Raw genomic sequence first — 18925 nt, 5'->3', positions numbered from 1 at the left:
GATTAAAGCCCCCAAAGAATCTGAATGCCCCAGACCACATAAACGAACATGGTCAGCCCACACGCCGCCTGCACGACGAACCTCGGACCCATGGCCTTGATGTAGTCAGTGGTTACCGTCCAGAGCCCCACCCAGGCGTGCGCGCCAATGGAAAGCAGTGCCATGAGAGTGAAGATGCGGAACCAGGTCTGGTTGAACAACGCATTCCAGGTGTCGTAGTTGACGTCCGAGGTCAACAGAAAACCAAGAAGAAAAATTGTATACAAAGCAAGTACGTAGGCCGTTACCCGCTGGATCAGCCAGTCGTAGACACCGCTGCGACCCAGGTTCGTGACGCTGTTTACCATACCCAGACTCCTGCCAGAACGATGAGAATGACGGAAACCACAATCGTGATCTTCGAGGCGAGGCGGCCGCTCTCAAGCTCTTCACCAATGCCCATATCCATCAACAGGTGCTTGATACCTGCCACCAGGTGGTACAGCAGAGCAGACAAGATGCCCCAGATAATCAGCTTGGCAAGGAAGCTGTCCAGCAGTTCACTTACGCGGCTGAAGCCCTCTTCCCCGGACAGGGAAAGCTGAAGCCCGTAAAGCATGAACGCAACACCAACAAAAATGATGATGCCGCTGATACGGTGCAATATGGACGTAATGGCTGGCAGCGGAAAATGAAACTTGCCGAGATCGAGATTTACTGGTCGTTTGCTATTCACAGCGCTCTCACACTCTCTCTTGGTTCCGCGGGACCGGAAAACCGGGTGCGGATGGTTGGTATGTAAGGATCAGTACGTCAACACAGCGCCGACGCATGATTGGCTCGGAAGGGTGCAAGGCTTACCGGAAACCCGCTATAGACAGGTTGAGCCCGGACGTTCCCCCATTTCCGGGCTACGGATTATAAGGAGTAGGCTAAGCAATTACAAACCTGCAAGGCCGCACGGGGCCGGGTATTTCAGAGGGTTAAGCCAGCTATAAGGATGATTGACAACTCCTTTTGGTACCCACAGCGTGCATTATGGGTGATATCCCTCATTTACAACCTATGTCAAATTCTGACTTTTCCCGCCCCTTCCATTGACAAAAAAAGCCAACGCCCTATATTTTGCCGCCAGTTTTGCGATAATACGCGCCTTCCATGAGTCTGTGCAGCGGGAACGGCCCAGACTTTATGCGCATCTATAACCATGTAGATAAAGCTGTCAAAGCTGATAAATAGGAGAGCACCATGACCGACAGGAAAGCCACGCTCTCGGTGGGGGACAAGTCCATTGAGCTACCGATCTACTCCGGCACCGTCGGCCCTGACGTTATTGACGTACGAGGCCTGGTCCAGGAAGGCGTATTCACCTACGATCCGGGATTCGTTTCCACGGCCGCCTGCGAATCAGCCATCACCTACATCGACGGCGCAAACGGCGTTCTCCTTCATCGCGGCTACCCTATTGACCAGCTCGCCGATCACTCCGACTATCTCGAAGTCTGCTATCTGCTGCTGAACGGCGAACTGCCGAGCGCCGAGGAAAACCGCAAGTTCCACGAGACCATCAAAAACCACACCATGCTGCACGACCAGATGCGCAATTTCTTCAACGGCTTCCGCCGTGATGCGCACCCGATGGCCATCATGTGCGGCGTGGTGGGCGCCCTGTCTGCGTTCTACCACGACCAGATGGACGTGACCGACGAAACCCAGCGCCAGATCACGGCCCACCGCCTGATTGCCAAGATGCCGACCATCGCGGCCTGGTGTTACAAGTACAGCCTGGGTCAGCCGTTCATGTACCCGCGCAATGATCTGTCCTACTCCGAGAACTTCCTGCAGATGATGTTCGGCGTGCCCTGTGAGGAGTACAAGCCGAACCCGATCCTGGCCAAGGCCATGGACAAGATTTTCATCCTGCACGCAGACCACGAACAGAATGCGTCCACCTCCACCGTACGCCTGGCGGGCTCAACCGGCGCCAACCCGTACGCGTGTATCGCCTCCGGCATTGCCGCCCTGTGGGGCCCGGCACACGGCGGTGCCAACGAAGCGGTTCTGGACATGCTCGCGGAAATCGGCGACGAAGCCAACATCGAGAAGTTCATTGCCAAGGCCAAGGACAAGGACGACCCGTTCCGCCTGATGGGCTTTGGTCACCGCGTTTACAAGAACTTCGATCCGCGTGCCAAGGTGATGCGCGAGACTGCCCACGAAGTGCTGCAGGAACTGGGCCTGGAAAACGATCCGCTGCTCAAGATCGCCCAGCGCCTGGAGAAGATCGCGCTGGAAGACGAGTATTTCGTGGAGCGCAAGCTGTACCCGAACGTCGACTTCTACTCCGGCATCATTTTGAAGGCGATTGGCATCCCGACCTCCATGTTCACAGTGATCTTCGCGATGGCCCGCACCATCGGCTGGTTCTCTCACTGGAACGAAATGGTCAGCGGCAACTACCGCATCGGCCGTCCGCGCCAGCTCTACACCGGTTCAGACAAGCGGGACTATCCCCAGAGCTGATTGCCTTCAGGGCACACCGGGTTGAACAGAAAAGGCCGCTGAGATCAGCGGCCTTTTCTTTTTTCCGCGCCAGATTATCAAACGAAAAAGCACGAGCGCCGGATCTGCGGTATGCTCTTGCCTGTTTCCTGTTATACGATCCTGTTCACAACCAATCATAATCAGCAACTTACAGCAGGCGGAGATCACTATGACAACGACAGTATCCTTCATTGGCCTGGGCGTGATGGGCTACCCGATGGCGGGCCACCTGGCAAAGGCCGGCTACCAGGTGCGCGTATGGAACCGTACCTCCTCAAAAGCCGAGCAATGGGCCGGCGAATACCAGGGTACGGCGTGCAAAACCATCGCGGAGGCCGTGCAGGGTTCGGAATTTGTCATGACCTGCGTGGGCGCAGACAAGGATCTGGTCGAAGTCTTCCAGGGCGACGACGGCATCATTGCCAAGGCTCCGGAGGGCGCTATCCTGATTGACCACACGACGGCCTCCGCTGGTATCGCCGAGTGCTTGTCTGCGGCGGCCGCAGAACGAAACCAGGCCTTTATCGACGCCCCGGTGTCGGGTGGCCAGCAAGGCGCAGAGAACGGCAAGCTCACCGTTATGTGCGGCGGACCCGAGACGGCTTTTACCAAGGCAAAGCCGGTGATGGACAACTACGGTCGGGCCGTCACCCTGATGGGCCCCGTGGGTAGCGGACAGAAAACCAAGATGGTGAACCAGATTGCCATTGCCGGCCTGGTTCAGGGGCTGTCAGAGGCCCTGCACTTCGCCGAACAGGCAGGCATGGATGTGGAAAAGGTGGTGGATGTGATTTCCAAGGGTGCCGCCCAATCCTGGCAGATGGAAAACCGCTCCGGAACCATGATTGCCGGCGAATTCAACCACGGCTTTGCGGTGGACTGGATGCGCAAGGATCTGGGGTTCTGCCTCGACGAGGCCCGCAAGATCAACGCCTCACTGCCGGTAACCGCGCTGGTGGACCAGTTCTACGCAGACGTGCAGTCCATGGGCGGGAATCGTTGGGATACGTCGTCGCTGATCCAGAGGCTGCGGAAGTTTCGCTAGGAGAGAATGGTGGTAACGCCCCCTCTCCCCTGGCGGGAGAGGGGAATTGAGGAGTCGCGCTACTTCTCTTTGGGCTGCCACTTCCCGTTCACATACCACGCCGACCAGCCTGTCGCTTTGCCATCCTTCTCCGACATCACGTACTGTTCCTTGGTCTTGCGACTGTAACGGATCACCGTGGGATTACCTTCCGGATCCCGCTCCGGGGCATCCATCAGGTAATCGTATTTGGGGTCAACTTCCTTGCGATGGGGCTTGATCTCCATCACCAGGGGCGGACGGGTCTCACGGTTCTTGGGAAACTTGCTGGCCGCCAGGAACAGCCCTGAGGCGCCATCCCGGAGCACGTAGGTATCGTCCACTTTCTGGCACTGCAGCTCCGGCATGGGCACCGGATCCATCTTGGGCGGCGCAGGCTCACCGTTTTTCAGCAGCTTGCGGGTGTTCTTGCACTCGGCGTTGGTGCAGCCGAAGTACTTGCCGAAACGGCCGGTTTTCAGCTGCATCTCGGAACCGCACTTATCACACTCCAGGGTCGGCCCATCGTAGCCCTTGATCCGGAAGGTGCCCTTCTCCACCTCGTAGCCGGAGCAGTCCGGGTTGTTACCACACACGTGGAGCTTCCGGGTTTCGTCCACCAGGTAGCTGTCCATCGCGGTGCCGCACTTGGGGCAGCGACGCTTTTTGCGCAGCAGTCTTGTTTCGCCCTCGCCTTCCACGTCGTCGTCGGCACTGACCACTTCGTCGCCGGACACCAGGTTGATGGTGGTCTTGCAGCGTTCTTTCGGCGGCAGTGAATACCCGGAACAGCCCAGGAACACACCCGTGCTGGCCACCCGGATCTGCATGTTGCGGCCACAGGTGGGACACGGTATGTCGGTCTCCGTGGGGGTATTGGCGCGCATACCGCCCTCTTCGGGGCTTTCGGCCTTCTCCAGCTGCTGCCGGAAACGACCGTAAAAGTCGTTCAGCACCTTTTTCCAGTCAACGTCACCCTCGGCGATCTCGTCGAGCTCGTCTTCCATCCTCGCCGTGAAGTCAAAATCCATCAGGTTCGGGAAGGATTCCGACAGGCGTTCGGTGACGATTTCGCCCATCTTCTCGGCGTAGAAGCGCCGGTTCTGCAGGCGCACATAGCCCCGGTCCTGGATGGTGGAGATGATTGAGGCGTAGGTGGAGGGCCGACCAATGCCCTGCTTCTCCAGTTCCTTGACCAGACTGGCTTCCGTGTAACGTGGCGCCGGCTTGGTGAAGTGCTGGCTGGGATCGAGTTTCTTGAGATCGAGCACCTCGTCTACCTGTATATCCGGCAGCGCGATGTCCTCGTCTTTCTTGGCGGCCTGCGGTGCTGCCTTCAGGAAACCATCGAATTTGATGATGCGGCCACGGGTGCGGAGTTCGTAGTCGCCATTGGCCACCACAATCGAGGTGCTCAGGAATTCCGCATCGGACATCTGGCAGGCAATGAACTGGCGCCAGATCAGGTCGTAGAGCTTCTCTGCGTCTTTTTCCAGGCCGGTGATATCGGAGGGCCGACGACTCACCTCGGTCGGCCTGATGGCCTCGTGGGCCTCCTGGGCGCCTTCCTTGCTGCCATAGACACGAGGCTTCTCGGGCATGTACCGATCGCCAAACTGTTTCTGGATAAAGCTTCGACAACTGGCCACCGCGTCCTGGCTCAGGTTGGTGGAATCGGTACGCATGTAGGTGATGAAACCCGCCTCGTAGAGGCGCTGGGCCAGCATCATGGTCTTCTTGACGCTGAAGCCCATGCGGTTGCTCGCCGCCTGTTGCAGGGTCGAGGTAATGAACGGCGCGGACGGCCGCGAGCGGGTTGGCTTGTCCTCACGCTTGGCCACCTTGAAGGTGCCGGCCTTGAGGCGATTAACATGTTCGGTGCTTTGCTGTTCATTGATCGGGCGGTAAGCTTTGTCTCCGTGGCGGGTTACCTCGAAGCGAACTGGCTGGTCGGCTTTGCCAGACAGCAAATCAGCGTGCAACTGCCAGAACTCTTCCGGCACAAATTTGCGGATTTCACGCTCACGCTCGACGATCAGTCGCACGGCGACGGACTGCACCCGGCCTGCGGAGAGCCCGCGGGCAATCTTGGCCCACAGCAGCGGCGACACCATATAGCCCACAACGCGATCCAGGAATCGGCGGGCCTGCTGGGCGTTTACCCGGTTGTTGTCAAGATTACCCGGGTCCTTGAAGGCTTCCTGAATGGCACGCTTGGTGATCTCGTTGAACACCACCCGCCGGTATTTGTCCGGCTCGCCACCAATGGTTTGCTGGAGGTGCCAGGCAATGGCCTCCCCTTCCCGGTCCAAATCCGTCGCCAGATAAATGTGGTCTGCCGACTTGGCCAGCCGCTTGAGTTCGCTGACCACCTTTTCCTTGCCAGGCAGGATTTCGTATCGGGCACTCCAGTCCCTGTCCGGATCCACCCCCATACGGGCAACCAGTTGCTCCCGCGCCTTGCGCTTCTTATGCGCGGCCTTTTCTTCAGGACTCATCTTACGGGTGGCGGCTGCCTGCTTTGCCCGCTCCTTGGGATCAGACTGGCTGCCGCTCCCGCTCACCGGCAGGTCACGGATGTGGCCAACACTGGACTTAACGATGTAATCGGAGCCCAGGTATTTGTTGATGGTCTTCGCTTTCGCTGGCGACTCGACAATAACGAGACTTTTACCCATATCGGAGATCTGTATCCTTGGCGATCATTCGGTTGTTTTCTGACCAGAACCGTAAACTCGCATAAAAATCAGGCAACTGGAAACCACAGAGGCTGCCATTCTGTATAGGCTCACTGTTTTACAGGGTCAAGATAGGCAAGACAACCCATTCTTTGTTAAAGGCCTGCCTTTTTCTGCGCGCGATCGCATTTTCCCATGCCCTAAACAACAAGGCCCGGCATACGCCGGGCCTTGCATTCGCTTACTGATCAGCGGGGCCGATCAGAGGCGCTCCCACACGGTGGCAATGCCCTGGCCGAGGCCGATACACATGGTGGAGACACCAAGCTTACCGCCTTTGGCCTGCATCACGTTCAGCAGGGTTGTGGAGATCCGGGCACCGGAACAGCCCAGCGGATGGCCAAGGGCAATCGCGCCGCCGTTCAGGTTCACCTTCTCTTCCATCACGCCCAGCAGCTTCAGGTCCTTCAGAACCGGCAGCGACTGGCCTGCGAAGGCTTCGTTCAGTTCCCAGAAGTCGATGTCTTCGACTTTAAGGCCTGCACGCTTGAGCGCCTTCTTGGTGGCTGGAACCGGACCGTAGCCCATGATCGCGGGATCACAGCCGGCAACCGCCATGCTGCGGATCTTTGCAATCGGCTTCAGGCCCAGGGCTTCGGCACGCTCGGCGGACATCAGCACCATGGCTGCAGCGCCGTCGGTCAGCTGTGAGGACGTACCGGCAGTCACGGTACCGTTTTTCGGATCAAACGCCGGACGCAACTGAGACAGTGACTCAGCGGTGGTTTCCGGGCGAATGGTCTCGTCCTCTTCGATCAGCTTCACAAAACCGTTCTCGTCGTGACCTTCGATCGGCACGATTTCGTTCTTGAAGCGACCTTCAACGGTGGCTTCATGTGCCAGGCGGTGGGACCGGGCACCGAACTCGTCCTGCTGCTCACGGGTAATACCGTGCATCTTGGCCAGCATTTCCGCGGTCAGGCCCATCATGTTGGAGGCCTTGGCGGAGTATTTGGATGCGGCCGGATTGTGGTCGAAGCCTTCGGTCATGGGTACGTGACCCATGTGCTCGACACCACCCACGAAGAACACGTCGCCATTGCCGGTCATGATGGCCTGGGCCGCGGTGTGGATCGCGCTCATTGCGGAACCGCACAGACGGTTGACGGTCTGGGCCGCAGACTCGTGAGGAATGCGGGTCAGCAGGGAGATCTGCCGGGCTACGTTAAAGCCCTGCTCCTTGGTCTGGTTCACACAGCCCCAGATCACATCTTCCACTTCTTTCGGGTCGAGCTTCGGGTTGCGCTCAAACAGTGCTTCAATCAGCGCGGCCGACAGGGTCTCGGCGCGTACGTTGCGGAAACAGCCGTTTTTGGCACGACCCATCGGAGTCCGCACGCAATCGACGACGACAACGTCTCTCGGATTAAGGCTCATAGATCTTTCTCCGTTCGGAAATCTCGTAAGGGTTAGCCAAAGAACTTCTTGCCAGTCTTGGCCATTTCACGCAGCTTCTCGGTCGGTGCGTACAGAGGACCAAGATCTGCATACTTGTCTGCCAGTTCGACGAACTTGTCGACGCCCATGTCGTCGATGTAGCGCAGAGCACCACCACGGAACGGAGGGAAACCGATACCGTAGATCAGGCCCATGTCTGCATCGGCCGGATCTTCAACAATGTTGTCTTCGAGGCAGCGAACGGTTTCCAGGCACAGCGGGATCATCATGCGGGCGATGATCTCGTCTTCCTCGAAGTCCTTCTTGCCGTTCACCACAGGCTCGATGAGCTTGTAGGTTTCTTCGTCGACAACCTTCTTGGGCTTGCCCTTCTTGTCTTCTTCGTACTTGTAGAAGCCTTTGTCGTTCTTCTGACCGTAACGCTTGTTCTCGAACATCACGTCAATGGCAGACTTGAAGTCGGCCTTCATGCGCTCGGGGAAGCCGTCAGCCATCACCTCGTTGGCGTGCTTGGCGGTGTCCATGCCAACCACGTCCAGCAGGTAGGCAGGACCCATGGGCCAGCCAAACTTCTCCATGACCTTGTCGATCTTCTGGAAATCGGCACCGTCGCGCACCAGCGCGGCAAAACCGCCGAAGTACGGGAACAGAACACGGTTCACCAGGAAGCCCGGGCAGTCGTTGACGACGATCGGAGTCTTGCCCATGGCCTTGGCGTAGGCCACGGTGGTAGCAATGGCGCGATCGCTGGTCTTCTCGCCGCGGATAACCTCAACCAGGGGCATCATGTGCACCGGGTTAAAGAAGTGCATGCCGCAGAAGTTCTCCGGACGCTTCAGGTTCTTGGCCAGAAGGTTGATGGAGATGGTGGAGGTGTTGGAGGTCAGGATGGTGTCCTCACGAACCGCATCTTCGGTTTCGCGCAGAACCGCGTCTTTCACCTTCGGGTTTTCAACAACCGCCTCAACCACCAGATCAACGTTCTTGAAGTCGCCGTAGTTGAGGGTTGGCGTGATGTTGTTGAGCACGTCACCCATCTGGCCAGCGTCCATCTTGCCTTTGGCAACACGCTTGGACAGCAGCTTCTTGGCTTCATTCAGGCCCAGCTTGATGCCGTCCTGGTTGATGTCCTTCATGATGATCGGGGTGCCTTTCAGTGCAGACTGGAAGGCCACACCACCGCCCATGATGCCCGCGCCGAGAACGGCCGCCAGGTTGACATCAGACGCTTCCTTACCCCAGGCACTGGCTTTCTTCTTGAGGGCCTGGTCGTTCAGGAACAGGCCAACCAGACAGGCAGCCACGTTGGTCTTCGCCATCTTGGCGAAGCCCTTGGCCTCTACTTCCAGGGCCTTGTCACGGGTCATGCCGGCATGCTTCTGCATGGTCTTGATGGCTTCCACCGGCGCCGGGTAGTTCTTGCCAGCCTTGCCGGCCACGAACGCCTTGGAAATCTCGAACGCCATCATGCTTTCCATGGCGTTGAGCTTGATCTTGCCTTTCTTCTCTTCGCGACGCGCCTGGTAGTCCAGCTTGCCGTCGTTGCACTGATTGATGATGGCAACAGCAGACTCAACCAGTTTGGCATTCTCAACCACCGCATCCACGGCGCCGGTCTTGAGGGCCGCATCGGCACGGTTTTCAGCACCGCCGGAAATCCACTCAACCGCGTTGTCCACACCCACCAGGCGCGACAGGCGCACGGTGCCACCGAAGCCCGGGAAGATACCCAGTTTCACTTCCGGCAGACCAACCTTGGCCTTGGGCGCCATAACACGGTAGTCCGTGGCCAGGCACATCTCGAAACCGCCGCCCAGGGCAATGCCGTTGATCGCGGTTACGGTCGGGAACGGCAGGTCTTCAATGGCATTGAAGACTTCGTTGGCGCGCAGGTTGTTGGCAACGAGGTCTTCCTCAGAACCGGCAAACAGCTCGGTGAACTCGGTGATATCGGCACCGACAATGAAGCTGTCCTTGGAGCTGGTAACGACCAGACCCTTCAGATTCTTCTGGGCTTTGAGCGCTTCAGCCGCTGCGCCCAGCTCTTCGATGGTGAGACGGTTGAACTTGTTGACTGACTCGCCCTGCAAGTCGAAGTTCAACTGCGCGATCCCGCCTTCGATCTCTTTAACCGTGATGGCTTTACCTTCGTAAATCATCAACTGATCTCCAGTCTGTGTTTGGAACTGCTGACAACCGGCGCCAATGCGTTCGAGCCGGCTGCTTGTGCAGCGAGATTTCGGTCACTGCCCGATCATTCGATCCAAAATTCATACAGTCGTTTGAATCGTGAGGGCACACGATGAAAAAAAACAGCGCGTTTGTCAATTTGTTTCTTTCGGAAGGGCTGCAAAAGTCCCCGAAAAACCGGGGGCGGCCGAAGAATCTGATGCGGAGTTGTTATATTTCAGAGCACTGCAGGCCAGTGCTGAGAGAAAACCGGAACTTCATCACGCAAATTTAATAGTTCTTTACATTTGCCTGAGCCGGCGGCGCCAAAACTGCTTGATTGGCTGTCGGAGTTACTTTACCTTCGACCTACGACTTTGGTCCACAATAATAAAACCGTATTACGGAGCCCCATCCGATGAAAGACGCTTACCTGCGGGTCCGATCGCTGATCACCGCACTTGTTTTGCTGGTAGTGACATCCATGAGCGCCCAGGCCCAGGAAGGTGCCGACGGATTCCTCTCCAACCTGCACAGTTTCCGCGTCAGTAACTACATGGCGCTGGACGCCTACTATCGCTTCAGCGGCACCGGCGACACCGACACCCTTAATGAGATCGTCCAGGGCATAAATGCGGCCAACGATGCCATGAACAATCTTACGGGCAGCGACTCCACCGCGTTGTCTGAAGAGGAACTGAATTCCCTGAACCAGGAGTTCGACAAGTTCAAGAATCTCATGCGCGACAACATCAACGATGTTCGCAACCGGGGCTACCCCGATCTCCGCCTGGTATCCGACATGGCCAACCAGGCCCTGACCATGAACGAAAAGGCCACTGAGCTCTACCGTATCGCCCAGGAAAGCTCCCAGACCGAGACCAGCCCACGGGTTGAGGCAGCGCGCTCCGCTGCAGTCAAAATGGCCCAGATGATGGCAAAGTACTCGGTGCGGACGAATTCTTCGGTGGCGCAGACGTTCCAGGGCTCCGATCTGGAAGTACCACTGGATGAACAGGCCCGGCAGCTCGACAAACTCCTGGCATCCGTTGCCCAGGGCGATAACTCCCCGGAACTTAAAGCCACCCTCGACGACATCATCTCCAAGTGGCAGTTCATCCGCGGTTCTTACATCAACTACAACGAGAACAACGTTGGCTTCGTGATTGACAGGTACTCGAAAGGTATCCTTGACGGGCTGGCCACCACGATTCGGCTGCTTAAGGGCAACGCCTGACCATTTCTGATCAGTGATCCGGCCCGTCTCTCCAACGGCGGGCCAACCTCCCCATCGTAACTGCCCTATTATTGAATTCTTGATGCCTGTCAGATCGGCACCCGCCTTTTCCGATTAGAGTTAAGGTACTATCCTCAATACAAAAGCCGTGTACGAAGGAGCGATACGATGTCTGCCTACAAGAAAATGCTTGTTGCCATTGATCTTACGGAAGAAGCCCCACAGGTCCTCGACAAGGCCAAGGCCGTCTGTGAGGCCCATGGCGCTGACTTGATGCTGGTACACGTGGTTGAGCCCGTTGGCTACGCCTACGGCGGCGATATCCCGATGGACCTGACCGAGCTGCAGGACCAGCTCGACAAAGCCGCGCGGGAGCAACTGAGCGCCTACGGCGATCAATACGGCGTTGCGAAGGAAAATCAGGTGGTGACTGTGGGACGCCCCGAATCGGAAATCCATCGGTTGGCCAAAGAGCAGGAGGTTGATCTGGTGATTGTCGGCAGCCACGGGAGAAAAGGCTTCCAGTTGCTGCTCGGGTCAACAGCCAACGGAGTTCTGCATGGCACCGAATGCGATGTGCTTGCGGTGCGCATTCACTGACAGCCTGGCCAGCCTCTAACACCAGCCCGGGAATCGCTTATCCCGGGCTGCCATCCGGCTGAGCTGTCTCAGCCACCTTCCCCTTTCATTTTGGCTTCCAGCTTGCGCAGCTGGCTCTCCAGGGAAAAACTGACGCTCGAAGCCATAGAAAAGAAGTTCAGCAGGGCCTTGAGATTGCTGTCCCCTTTGCAGACCGAATGAATTCGCTGCCAGAGCGCCTGATTTACCAGCTGTAGCCTCTGGTTGCGCTCCACCAGCCCCTTCAGTTCCCAGTCGGGCGTCTGGTGGTTGCGTTTGGCGAAGTACTGCTGAAGCAGATAGTGGGAAACGCTGCGCATGATGAACTCATCGCTGCTGGCAAACGGCAGGTGGTGGACGGCCATGGGCTTGAGCTCCGACAGCACAGGGCATCCACTGGTGGCCATCTTGAGACCGAGAAGCGAACGCAGTGCCTCCTCGAGGGACGTTTCCTTGGCATAGCTGCGCCGGTCATCGGTGACTTTCACGGCCACCTTCTGATAAGCGTCCTCGGCCTGGAAAGCCTCCACCACCGGAAGAATTTCTGTGGCCGCGGGACAATGCGGTGACTCCGATGCCTTGAGCGGACAGTTGCTGCACTGGCAATGCTCGAGCCGGGTCCACGCGGGCAGGCTGCCGGTCCGGGTGGTAGGCTGATCCGTGACCTTGAATTCGACCGCGCGGCCGTCTTTAAAACTGAAACTGTAATTCACATTCATTGATTTGCCTGTTCTTCCAGCTCCATCCACCGCTCGATGACCTTCTCCAGACGGCTCTCCGTTTCCGTCAACTGCTCCAGAGTGGCCGAGACTTCATTCGGCGGGCCTGAATAAAAATCTGGTGACGATATTATCTGCTGCAGGCTGGCGACTTCCTGCTCCAATGCCTCAATCTGCCCCGGCAGCTGCTCCAGTTCCAGCTTGAGTTTGTAACTGAGCTTGGCTGGCCGAGCCTTGCTTTCCTTAACGGAACCACCGACGGCCTTTTCGGAAGCCCCACCGTGGTGTTCGGCAGGCGCTTTCTCCTCCCTGGGCGCCTTGTCCTGCTTGTCAGGTCGATTTCCACCCGCTTCTGAGGGAAACCTGCCGCCTTGCCGGCGCCAGTCGGTGTATCCGCCAACAAACTCCCGGACCCGACCGGAGCCGTCAAGAAAGATCGTTTCGGTGACTACATTATCAAGAAATTCCCGGTCGTGGCTGATCACGATCACGGTTCCGGAAAATTCCGCCAATTGCTCTTCAAGCAACTCCAGAGTTTCTACGTCGAGATCGTTGGTCGGCTCATCAAGCACCAGAATATTGGCAGGCTTACTGAACAGTTTGGCAAGCAGAAGTCTTGCCCGCTCCCCGCCCGAGAACACCCGAACCGGCGAGCGCGCCCGCTCGGGCGTGAACAGGAACTCCTGGAGATAGCCCAGCACATGTTTGCTCTGGCCATTGATATCGATGTATTCCCTGCCTTCTGAGAGGTTATCAAGGGCGTTCCGCTCCAGATCCAGCTCTCCCCGGAGCTGGTCGAAATAGGCCACCTGCAGATTGGTACCCAGGCGCACCGCGCCCTCAGTGGGTTTCAGCCCTCCCAGCAGGAGCCGAACCAGGGTGGTTTTGCCGGTGCCGTTTTCTCCGACCAGGCCAATCTTGTCGCCACGCAGGATGGTGAGATTCATGTCGCGAATCACCGGAGTTCCGTCCGGATAATGGAAGCCGGCGTCCCGGGTCTCCACCACCAGCTTTCCGGAACGGGCTGCCTCTTCTACTGCGAAACTGGCGGTACCGCCCCGGTTGCGGCGCTGCCGATGTTCCTCGCGCATGGCCTTGAGTGCTCGCACGCGACCCATGTTGCGAGTCCGCCGGGCCTTGATACCCTGTCGAATCCAGGCCTCTTCCTGCTTCAGGCGCTTGTCGAACAGCGCATTCTGACGCTCCTCTTCCTCCAGGGCCTTCTCTTTGAGCTCAAGATAGCGATCGTAAGTGGCAGCGAAACTCACCAGTTTACCCCGGTCCAGCTCCACAATGCGCGTGGCCATGCTGCGTATAAAGGCGCGGTCGTGGCTGACAAACAGCATGGCGCCGCGAAACTGCCCGAGGGCTTCCTCGAGCCACGCGATGGCAGGCACATCCAGGTGGTTGGTGGGCTCATCCAGTAACAGGATGTCGGGATCGGCAACCAGCGCCCGGGCCAGCAGGACCCGTCGCTGCCAGCCGCCAGACAGAGTGTTCAGCCGTCGGTCAGCGTCTACACCGTATTGTCCCAGGATGGTGGTCACTTTCTGATCCAGGCGCCAGCCATCCAGGGCTTCCAGGCGCTCCTGCACCTTCATCAGTCGATCGAGTCCGGCTTCGTCTGCCTGCTGTGACAGCTGGTGAAACTCTGCCAGTAGCTCGCCGGTCTCCGGAAACGCACCGGAGACAACTTCGTAGGCGGTCCTGGAATCGTTGACCGGCAGATTCTGTGGCAGAACCGCCAGCACGGCACCGTCCTCCAGCCGCACGACTCCGCCATCGGGTACCACGTCTCCGCTGACAATCTTCAGCAGGGTGGATTTGCCCTCACCGTTACGTCCGAGCAAACAGACCCGCTCGCCGGCATCGATTACCAGCGAAGCGTCGTCCAGCAGCGGGTGCATACCATAGGCCAGCGACACGGCATCCAGAGTTAAGAGTGGCACGTTTGATTCTACTCCGATCGTTTTACAGTGACGGGATCGCCCACGCGAATCCTCCCCGTCGATTCGTGGATGGCATTCTGCCCGAAAATCACTCCATCGGGAGTTCGGCGATAGCGAGAGAGTGTGCGAAGAGGCTGAACTTCAGGATCTTTGGTCCCCGACTCCGGGTCCACCGTGGTGACCACGCAACGGGAACAGGGCTTCACAATACTGAAAACCTGCTCAGCAATGGTCAACTCCTGCCAACCGTCCTCGTCCCACGGCTGTGTCCCATCGATCACAATATTGGGACGGAACCGGCGCATTTCCACCGGTGTATCCAGCCGGCCGTTCAGCTCCTCCAGAGAGGATGTGCTGGTGATCAGAAACGGAAAACCATCGGCGAAGCCCACACGGCGGTATGCTTCAACACGACCGGCATCTACCCGCCGGAAACTGGTGTCCGGCATGAACACAAAGCGTACCGGCTTGCCGCAAAAACGGCTCAGGGCCTCATTGGCCCGCGGCTCGGCACCGATGGCTTTGACCCAGTCCTGCCAGACCAGTACGCGCAACTCTTCCGTCGTCTGCACCAGGGGGTAGTTGCCCTCTCCAGGAATCTCTACCCTCACCTGCCCGTTCTCAAGCGACGTTGTTATCAGGGCGAGCTCCGGGTGCTCACGCTGGGTGACAAACCGTCGATCCTCATCGATGATCATCCAGCGCCTGTCATGCTCGGGGCCGAAATCATCCATTGCAAACGCAGGGACTTCGATGCCCGAGAGGGCTTTGACCGGGTAAACGAAGAGCGAGTGAACCTTCATGGCAGGCGAACCTCCACCGGGCGAATGAAACGGGATACTCCGGCCGGAGAGTATACCCGACCGAGGCTTCGGTAACCGAGTTCGAGGGGTCCGGAAACGAAAAAACCCGGGCCTTTTCAGGACCGGGTTCTGGAATTCTGGAGCGGGAAACGAGATTCGAACTCGCGACCCCAACCTTGGCAAGGTTGTGCTCTACCAACTGAGCTATTCCCGCAATGCTGATCGGCTGTTACCGACAACGGAGGCGTATTCTACGGATCCAGTTGAAGCCGTCAACCACTTTTTTTCAGGTTTTTTCCTGCCAGTGTCCGGTTGTCACATTTAAGGAAACCGGAACTGTGGAGCCACTGCTGGTCGGGGAAGTACTTGAACACCAACTGCCCTCCTTTCAGGTTGTCGACCACCTTGCGGACGACCTGGTTGTCCACGGCCGGACAGCCATGACTACGACCAATGCGACCATACTTGTGGATCCAGTCCTCATTCACATAGTCTGCACCGTGAATGACAATGGCACGCTGCCGGGCCAGATCGTTGATACCGGGCTCGAGGCCATCCAGACGCAACGAGTAACCGTGCTTTCCATAGTAGCTCTCGCTGGCACGGAACAACCCGATGCTTGATTGATGACTGCCTTCTACGTTGGAAAACTCGGTTGACTCCAGGTTGCCAGAATTCCTGCCATGGGCCACGAGGTCCCGGAGCAACAGTTTTCCGGTGTTCAGGTCAAAAATCCACAGCCGCTCCTCCGTTGAGGGCAGCGAGAAATCAATCACCGCCAGCCGGTCTGGCATGTCCACACCGTTGGAAATCGCGCAACGGGAAGCACTGAAGGCCGTTTTCAGGACCTGCTTATCGATTTTCGGTGCGGATTGCCCCAGCCGGGCCAGTAACTGATCGTCGAGAGAAGCCGAAAATGCCGACGCTGACCAGATGAATCCCAGGACCAGGGCCACCGTTGCCAGCACGGAACGCCGTGTGTTTTTCATCAACTGTCCTCGATAAGATGCTCATGGGCGGTGTGGAAGACTGCCGCCTTTCCGGAATTCAGTGTCGCGCATTTTATCAGCCAAATTTGCCAACGCCTTCCGAATGTACGATTTTTATACAAAAATTTAACGAAAAAGCCGTACTTGGAGCCCGGTAATGCGGCATGCCATCGCCTTTACTGGCCAAAACTCCGACCACCCTTGAGATAGTCCAGCTCTTGCGAAGTCGAGAACCGGGACAGCGCACGGTTCCTGTGGGGAAAGCGGCCATATCGCGCAATAATGTCCCGATGATCCCGGGCGGATTGCAGAAAACTGCCCATGAAGTCGGAAACGAGGCCCTGGGTGGATCGGGCGAGCTGCTCGTAGCACTCCACCGAATCGTCCTGGTCTTCCAGACGTTCGGAATGCTGCAAAGGCATATACAGAAAGGCTCGATGGACCGGGGGCAGCATCATGTCCTGGCCCTTCTGCATGGCCTGGCGGCAGAGCTTGCGCGCCTGGCGATCCTGCTCGAACGCCATGGCAGCACCCCGGAAAATATTGCGTGAGAACTGATCAAGCAGAATGATTTCCGCCAGCACGCCACCGGCCTCTTTACGCCAATGATCAAGACCCTGTTCCGATGCGAACAGCACCATGGAAAGGAAGCGGCGCCGGATTTCCTGGTCAAACCGGCGATCCGAGCGAAACCACCGGTTTCGATGCTCCGCATCCGGCAAGCCGTTCTCATCCAATTCACCGAACCAGAAATCCAGAATCTCTTTCCAATCGAACATTCTGCGTCACCCTGCTAATTTAGGAACATCACTCCGTAACTTGGTCTGGAGCGGAATTTACGACCGCCCCCACCAAACTGACTACCACACTTGAACCCCGGGAGAGGTAATGAACAGCCCCTGCATCATTCTGTTGGCCCATGGAAGCAGTGACAAGCGTTGGTGTGAGACCTTCGAGAAACTGGCGGAACCGACGCTGAAGTCAATCGACGATGCCCGCATCGCCTACATGGAGCTGGCCGAGCCTTCCATGGATACCGTCATTGGAGAGGCCGTCAGCCGAGGCACCAGAGACGTGATCATCGTACCACTGTTCCTGGCGGCCGGCCGTCATCTGCGCAAAGACGTACCGGCCATGATTGCCGATCTGGAGAAAACCCACGGAGCCCGGATTCGACTGGCACCGCCTATCGGGGAAAACCCGCTCCTCGGCGAAGCAATCCGGGACGTTGTTATGCTTCAATTGGAACAGGCGCCGGCCTGAGAGAGCGTCGTCGCCAAGCGTCGGTTGCTGAACAGGCAGACGGAGGATCAACCATGGCAAAACGGATACTTGTCACCGGCGGCACTGGCTTTATAGGCCAGGCCCTGTGCCGGCAGCTTCACGAACGGAAACACGAACTGACGATTTTCAGCCGACAGCCTCCGGAGTCCGTCAAGGCGTGTTGCGGGCGTGTCGACGCGGTGCGCAGCCTGGAACATCTTCGGGGCCACGGAGGATTCGATGCCGTCATCAACCTTGCCGGTGAGGGCATCGCCGACAAACGATGGTCCAGCTCACGCAAGGAGGCCCTCAGAGACAGCCGCATAGGCGTCACCAAGACCCTCGTCGAGGTGATTAGAAGCTGGGATAAGCGGCCGGAAGTGCTGGTGTCCGGCTCCGCCGTTGGCTTCTACGGTGATCAGGGTGCTGAAACAGTAACCGAGGACACACCGCCTCACGATGAGTTTACCCACCGACTGTGCCGGGATTGGGAAGCAGCGGCCGGGCCACTGGAACAGGATGGCGTACGGGTATGCTTTTCACGCACCGGCGTGGTTGCCGGCCCCGGCGGCGGATTCCTCGAGCGGATGCTGCCGCCGTTTCGGCTCGGTCTGGGCGGTCGCCTTGGTAATGGCCAACAGTACATGCCCTGGGTTCATCGGGAAGACGTTGTAGGGGCTCTGGTGTGGATGCTTGAAACGCCGGAAGCCGCCGGCGCCTACAACGTGGTCAGCCCCAACCCGGTAACGAATACGGAATTCACTCGGACACTCGGGAAGGTTCTTGGTCGCCCGACCATCTTTCCTGTGCCCGCGCCTGTGCTCAAGGTCGCCCTGGGCGAGATGGCAAGGTTGCTGTTGACCGGACAGAAAGCCATGCCGGCGCGACTGATGGATGGCGGTTATCCGTTTCGCTATCCGGATCTATCGCAGGCGTTGGAGAATGCTACCGCCCCGGGCAAAGGTCGGTGACAGGGCGCTTGGGCGCAGCTTTTTTCACAAAAGTCGTTGACACCGCCGGGGGCCTTTCTTAATATACGCGCCACCTCGACGAGGCAAGGTGTTGAAAACGTTGCGTCCCCTTCGTCTAGTGGCCTAGGACTCCGCCCTTTCACGGCGGCAACAGGGGTTCGAACCCCCTAGGGGACGCCAATTTTTCCCACCCATCCTTCCTGAAACAAAATTCCCGAATACTAAGCTGGCTTTTTGCCCTGCCCATCTTTTCTGGCTGCTCGCTGAGGTCCATGCTCCTTCTGATCCTTCATCACGAAGATGCCAACCCCTACGAAAAATCCGACAATCAGAAGCACTGTCGCGATACCTGAAATAACCACAGCATCCATATACATGGCGCGTCTCCTTTCCTGAGTGAACTTGACTAAACTCAGATTACGCCGGGCCCTCTCTCGGGGTATTGATCCAGATCAAACACGGCCCTCTGCTCCCGATACGCACAA

At 57.9% G+C, this 18925-nt stretch carries 17 protein-coding genes and 2 tRNA genes; 7 read left to right on the top strand and 12 right to left on the bottom strand.

Annotation, left to right across the window (positions count from 1 at the left end; all coding sequences use genetic code 11):
• Positions 1–2: 2 nt before the first annotated feature.
• Positions 3–347: a succinate dehydrogenase, hydrophobic membrane anchor protein gene (sdhD, locus tag BM344_RS00940; protein ID WP_091984961.1), complete on the bottom strand. Its 345-nt coding sequence runs from the start codon at positions 345–347 to the stop codon at positions 3–5.
• Entirely contained in the window at positions 341–715 is a 375-nt protein-coding gene (sdhC, locus tag BM344_RS00935; protein WP_091984957.1) for a succinate dehydrogenase, cytochrome b556 subunit, read from the bottom strand. Before sdhC ends, sdhD begins: the two co-directional genes overlap by 7 nt.
• Before the next feature lie 512 nt (positions 716–1227).
• Here sdhC and gltA point away from each other — a divergent pair.
• Positions 1228–2502 carry a citrate synthase gene (gene gltA / locus BM344_RS00930; RefSeq protein WP_091984954.1) on the top strand — a complete coding sequence of 425 codons (1275 nt, stop codon included), beginning with the start codon at positions 1228–1230 and terminating at the stop codon, positions 2500–2502.
• 190 nt (positions 2503–2692) lie between these two features.
• Positions 2693–3568 (top strand): NAD(P)-dependent oxidoreductase, encoded by an 876-nt coding sequence (locus tag BM344_RS00925; protein WP_091984950.1) that lies wholly within the window; start codon positions 2693–2695, stop codon positions 3566–3568.
• A 59-nt stretch (positions 3569–3627) separates the two neighbouring features.
• On the opposite strand, the gene topA is transcribed toward BM344_RS00925, so the two are convergent.
• The 3 genes from topA to fadB form a co-directional block, all read right to left on the bottom strand.
• A complete protein-coding gene (topA, locus tag BM344_RS00920; RefSeq protein WP_091984948.1) occupies positions 3628–6264 on the bottom strand; it encodes a type I DNA topoisomerase in 2637 nt (878 codons plus the stop codon).
• Positions 6265–6525: 261 nt separating this feature from the next.
• Complete coding sequence (gene fadA, locus BM344_RS00915; RefSeq protein WP_091984945.1) at positions 6526–7701, bottom strand: acetyl-CoA C-acyltransferase FadA; 1176 nt, start codon at positions 7699–7701, stop codon at positions 6526–6528.
• Positions 7702–7733: 32 nt separating this feature from the next.
• Entirely contained in the window at positions 7734–9881 is a 2148-nt protein-coding gene (gene fadB / locus BM344_RS00910; RefSeq protein WP_091984942.1) for a fatty acid oxidation complex subunit alpha FadB, read from the bottom strand.
• Positions 9882–10309: 428 nt separating this feature from the next.
• On the opposite strand from fadB, the gene BM344_RS00905 reads away from it, so the two are divergent.
• Positions 10310–11128, top strand: a complete 819-nt coding sequence (locus BM344_RS00905; RefSeq protein ID WP_091984940.1) for a hypothetical protein — start codon at positions 10310–10312, stop codon at positions 11126–11128.
• A 168-nt stretch (positions 11129–11296) separates the two neighbouring features.
• Entirely contained in the window at positions 11297–11728 is a 432-nt protein-coding gene (locus BM344_RS00900; protein WP_091984937.1) for a universal stress protein, read from the top strand.
• Positions 11729–11796: 68 nt separating this feature from the next.
• On the opposite strand, the gene BM344_RS00895 is transcribed toward BM344_RS00900, so the two are convergent.
• The 6 genes from BM344_RS00895 to BM344_RS00870 form a co-directional block, all read right to left on the bottom strand.
• Complete coding sequence (locus BM344_RS00895) at positions 11797–12465, bottom strand: DUF6901 family protein (protein ID WP_091984934.1); 669 nt, start codon at positions 12463–12465, stop codon at positions 11797–11799.
• A complete protein-coding gene (locus BM344_RS00890; RefSeq protein ID WP_091984932.1) occupies positions 12462–14414 on the bottom strand; it encodes an ATP-binding cassette domain-containing protein in 1953 nt (650 codons plus the stop codon). The genes BM344_RS00895 and BM344_RS00890 overlap by 4 nt, the downstream gene beginning before the upstream one ends.
• An 8-nt stretch (positions 14415–14422) precedes the next feature.
• On the bottom strand, positions 14423–15217 hold the full coding sequence (locus BM344_RS00885) for an MOSC domain-containing protein (protein ID WP_091984929.1): 795 nt from the start codon (positions 15215–15217) through the stop codon (positions 14423–14425).
• 138 nt (positions 15218–15355) lie between these two features.
• A tRNA-Gly gene (locus BM344_RS00880) sits at positions 15356–15431 on the bottom strand.
• Positions 15432–15489: 58 nt separating this feature from the next.
• Positions 15490–16206, bottom strand: a complete 717-nt coding sequence (locus BM344_RS00875) for a murein L,D-transpeptidase catalytic domain family protein (RefSeq protein WP_091984926.1) — start codon at positions 16204–16206, stop codon at positions 15490–15492.
• A 176-nt stretch (positions 16207–16382) separates the two neighbouring features.
• Positions 16383–16985, bottom strand: a complete 603-nt coding sequence (locus BM344_RS00870) for a DUF924 family protein (RefSeq protein ID WP_091984923.1) — start codon at positions 16983–16985, stop codon at positions 16383–16385.
• 109 nt (positions 16986–17094) lie between these two features.
• Here BM344_RS00870 and BM344_RS00865 point away from each other — a divergent pair, with 109 nt between their 5' ends.
• From BM344_RS00865 to BM344_RS00855, 3 genes are all read left to right on the top strand, one after another.
• Positions 17095–17469, top strand: coding sequence for a sirohydrochlorin chelatase (locus tag BM344_RS00865; protein WP_091984921.1), 375 nt, complete (start codon positions 17095–17097; stop codon positions 17467–17469).
• 53 nt (positions 17470–17522) lie between these two features.
• Positions 17523–18440 carry a TIGR01777 family oxidoreductase gene (locus BM344_RS00860; RefSeq protein ID WP_091984918.1) on the top strand — a complete coding sequence of 306 codons (918 nt, stop codon included), beginning with the start codon at positions 17523–17525 and terminating at the stop codon, positions 18438–18440.
• Positions 18441–18544: 104 nt separating this feature from the next.
• Positions 18545–18620: transfer RNA gene (locus BM344_RS00855), tRNA-Glu, on the top strand.
• Positions 18621–18661: 41 nt separating this feature from the next.
• Here BM344_RS00855 and ccoM read toward each other — a convergent pair.
• Positions 18662–18817 carry a cytochrome c oxidase subunit CcoM gene (gene ccoM / locus BM344_RS17525; RefSeq protein ID WP_167363197.1) on the bottom strand — a complete coding sequence of 52 codons (156 nt, stop codon included), beginning with the start codon at positions 18815–18817 and terminating at the stop codon, positions 18662–18664.
• Between the last annotated feature and the right edge of the window lie 108 nt (positions 18818–18925).

It is taken from the genome of Marinobacter gudaonensis (assembly GCF_900115175.1).
Lineage (GTDB): Bacteria > Pseudomonadota > Gammaproteobacteria > Pseudomonadales > Oleiphilaceae > Marinobacter > Marinobacter gudaonensis.
Note: the sequence above shows the minus strand (reverse complement) of the source record. Positions and strands in the feature narration are given on the sequence as shown.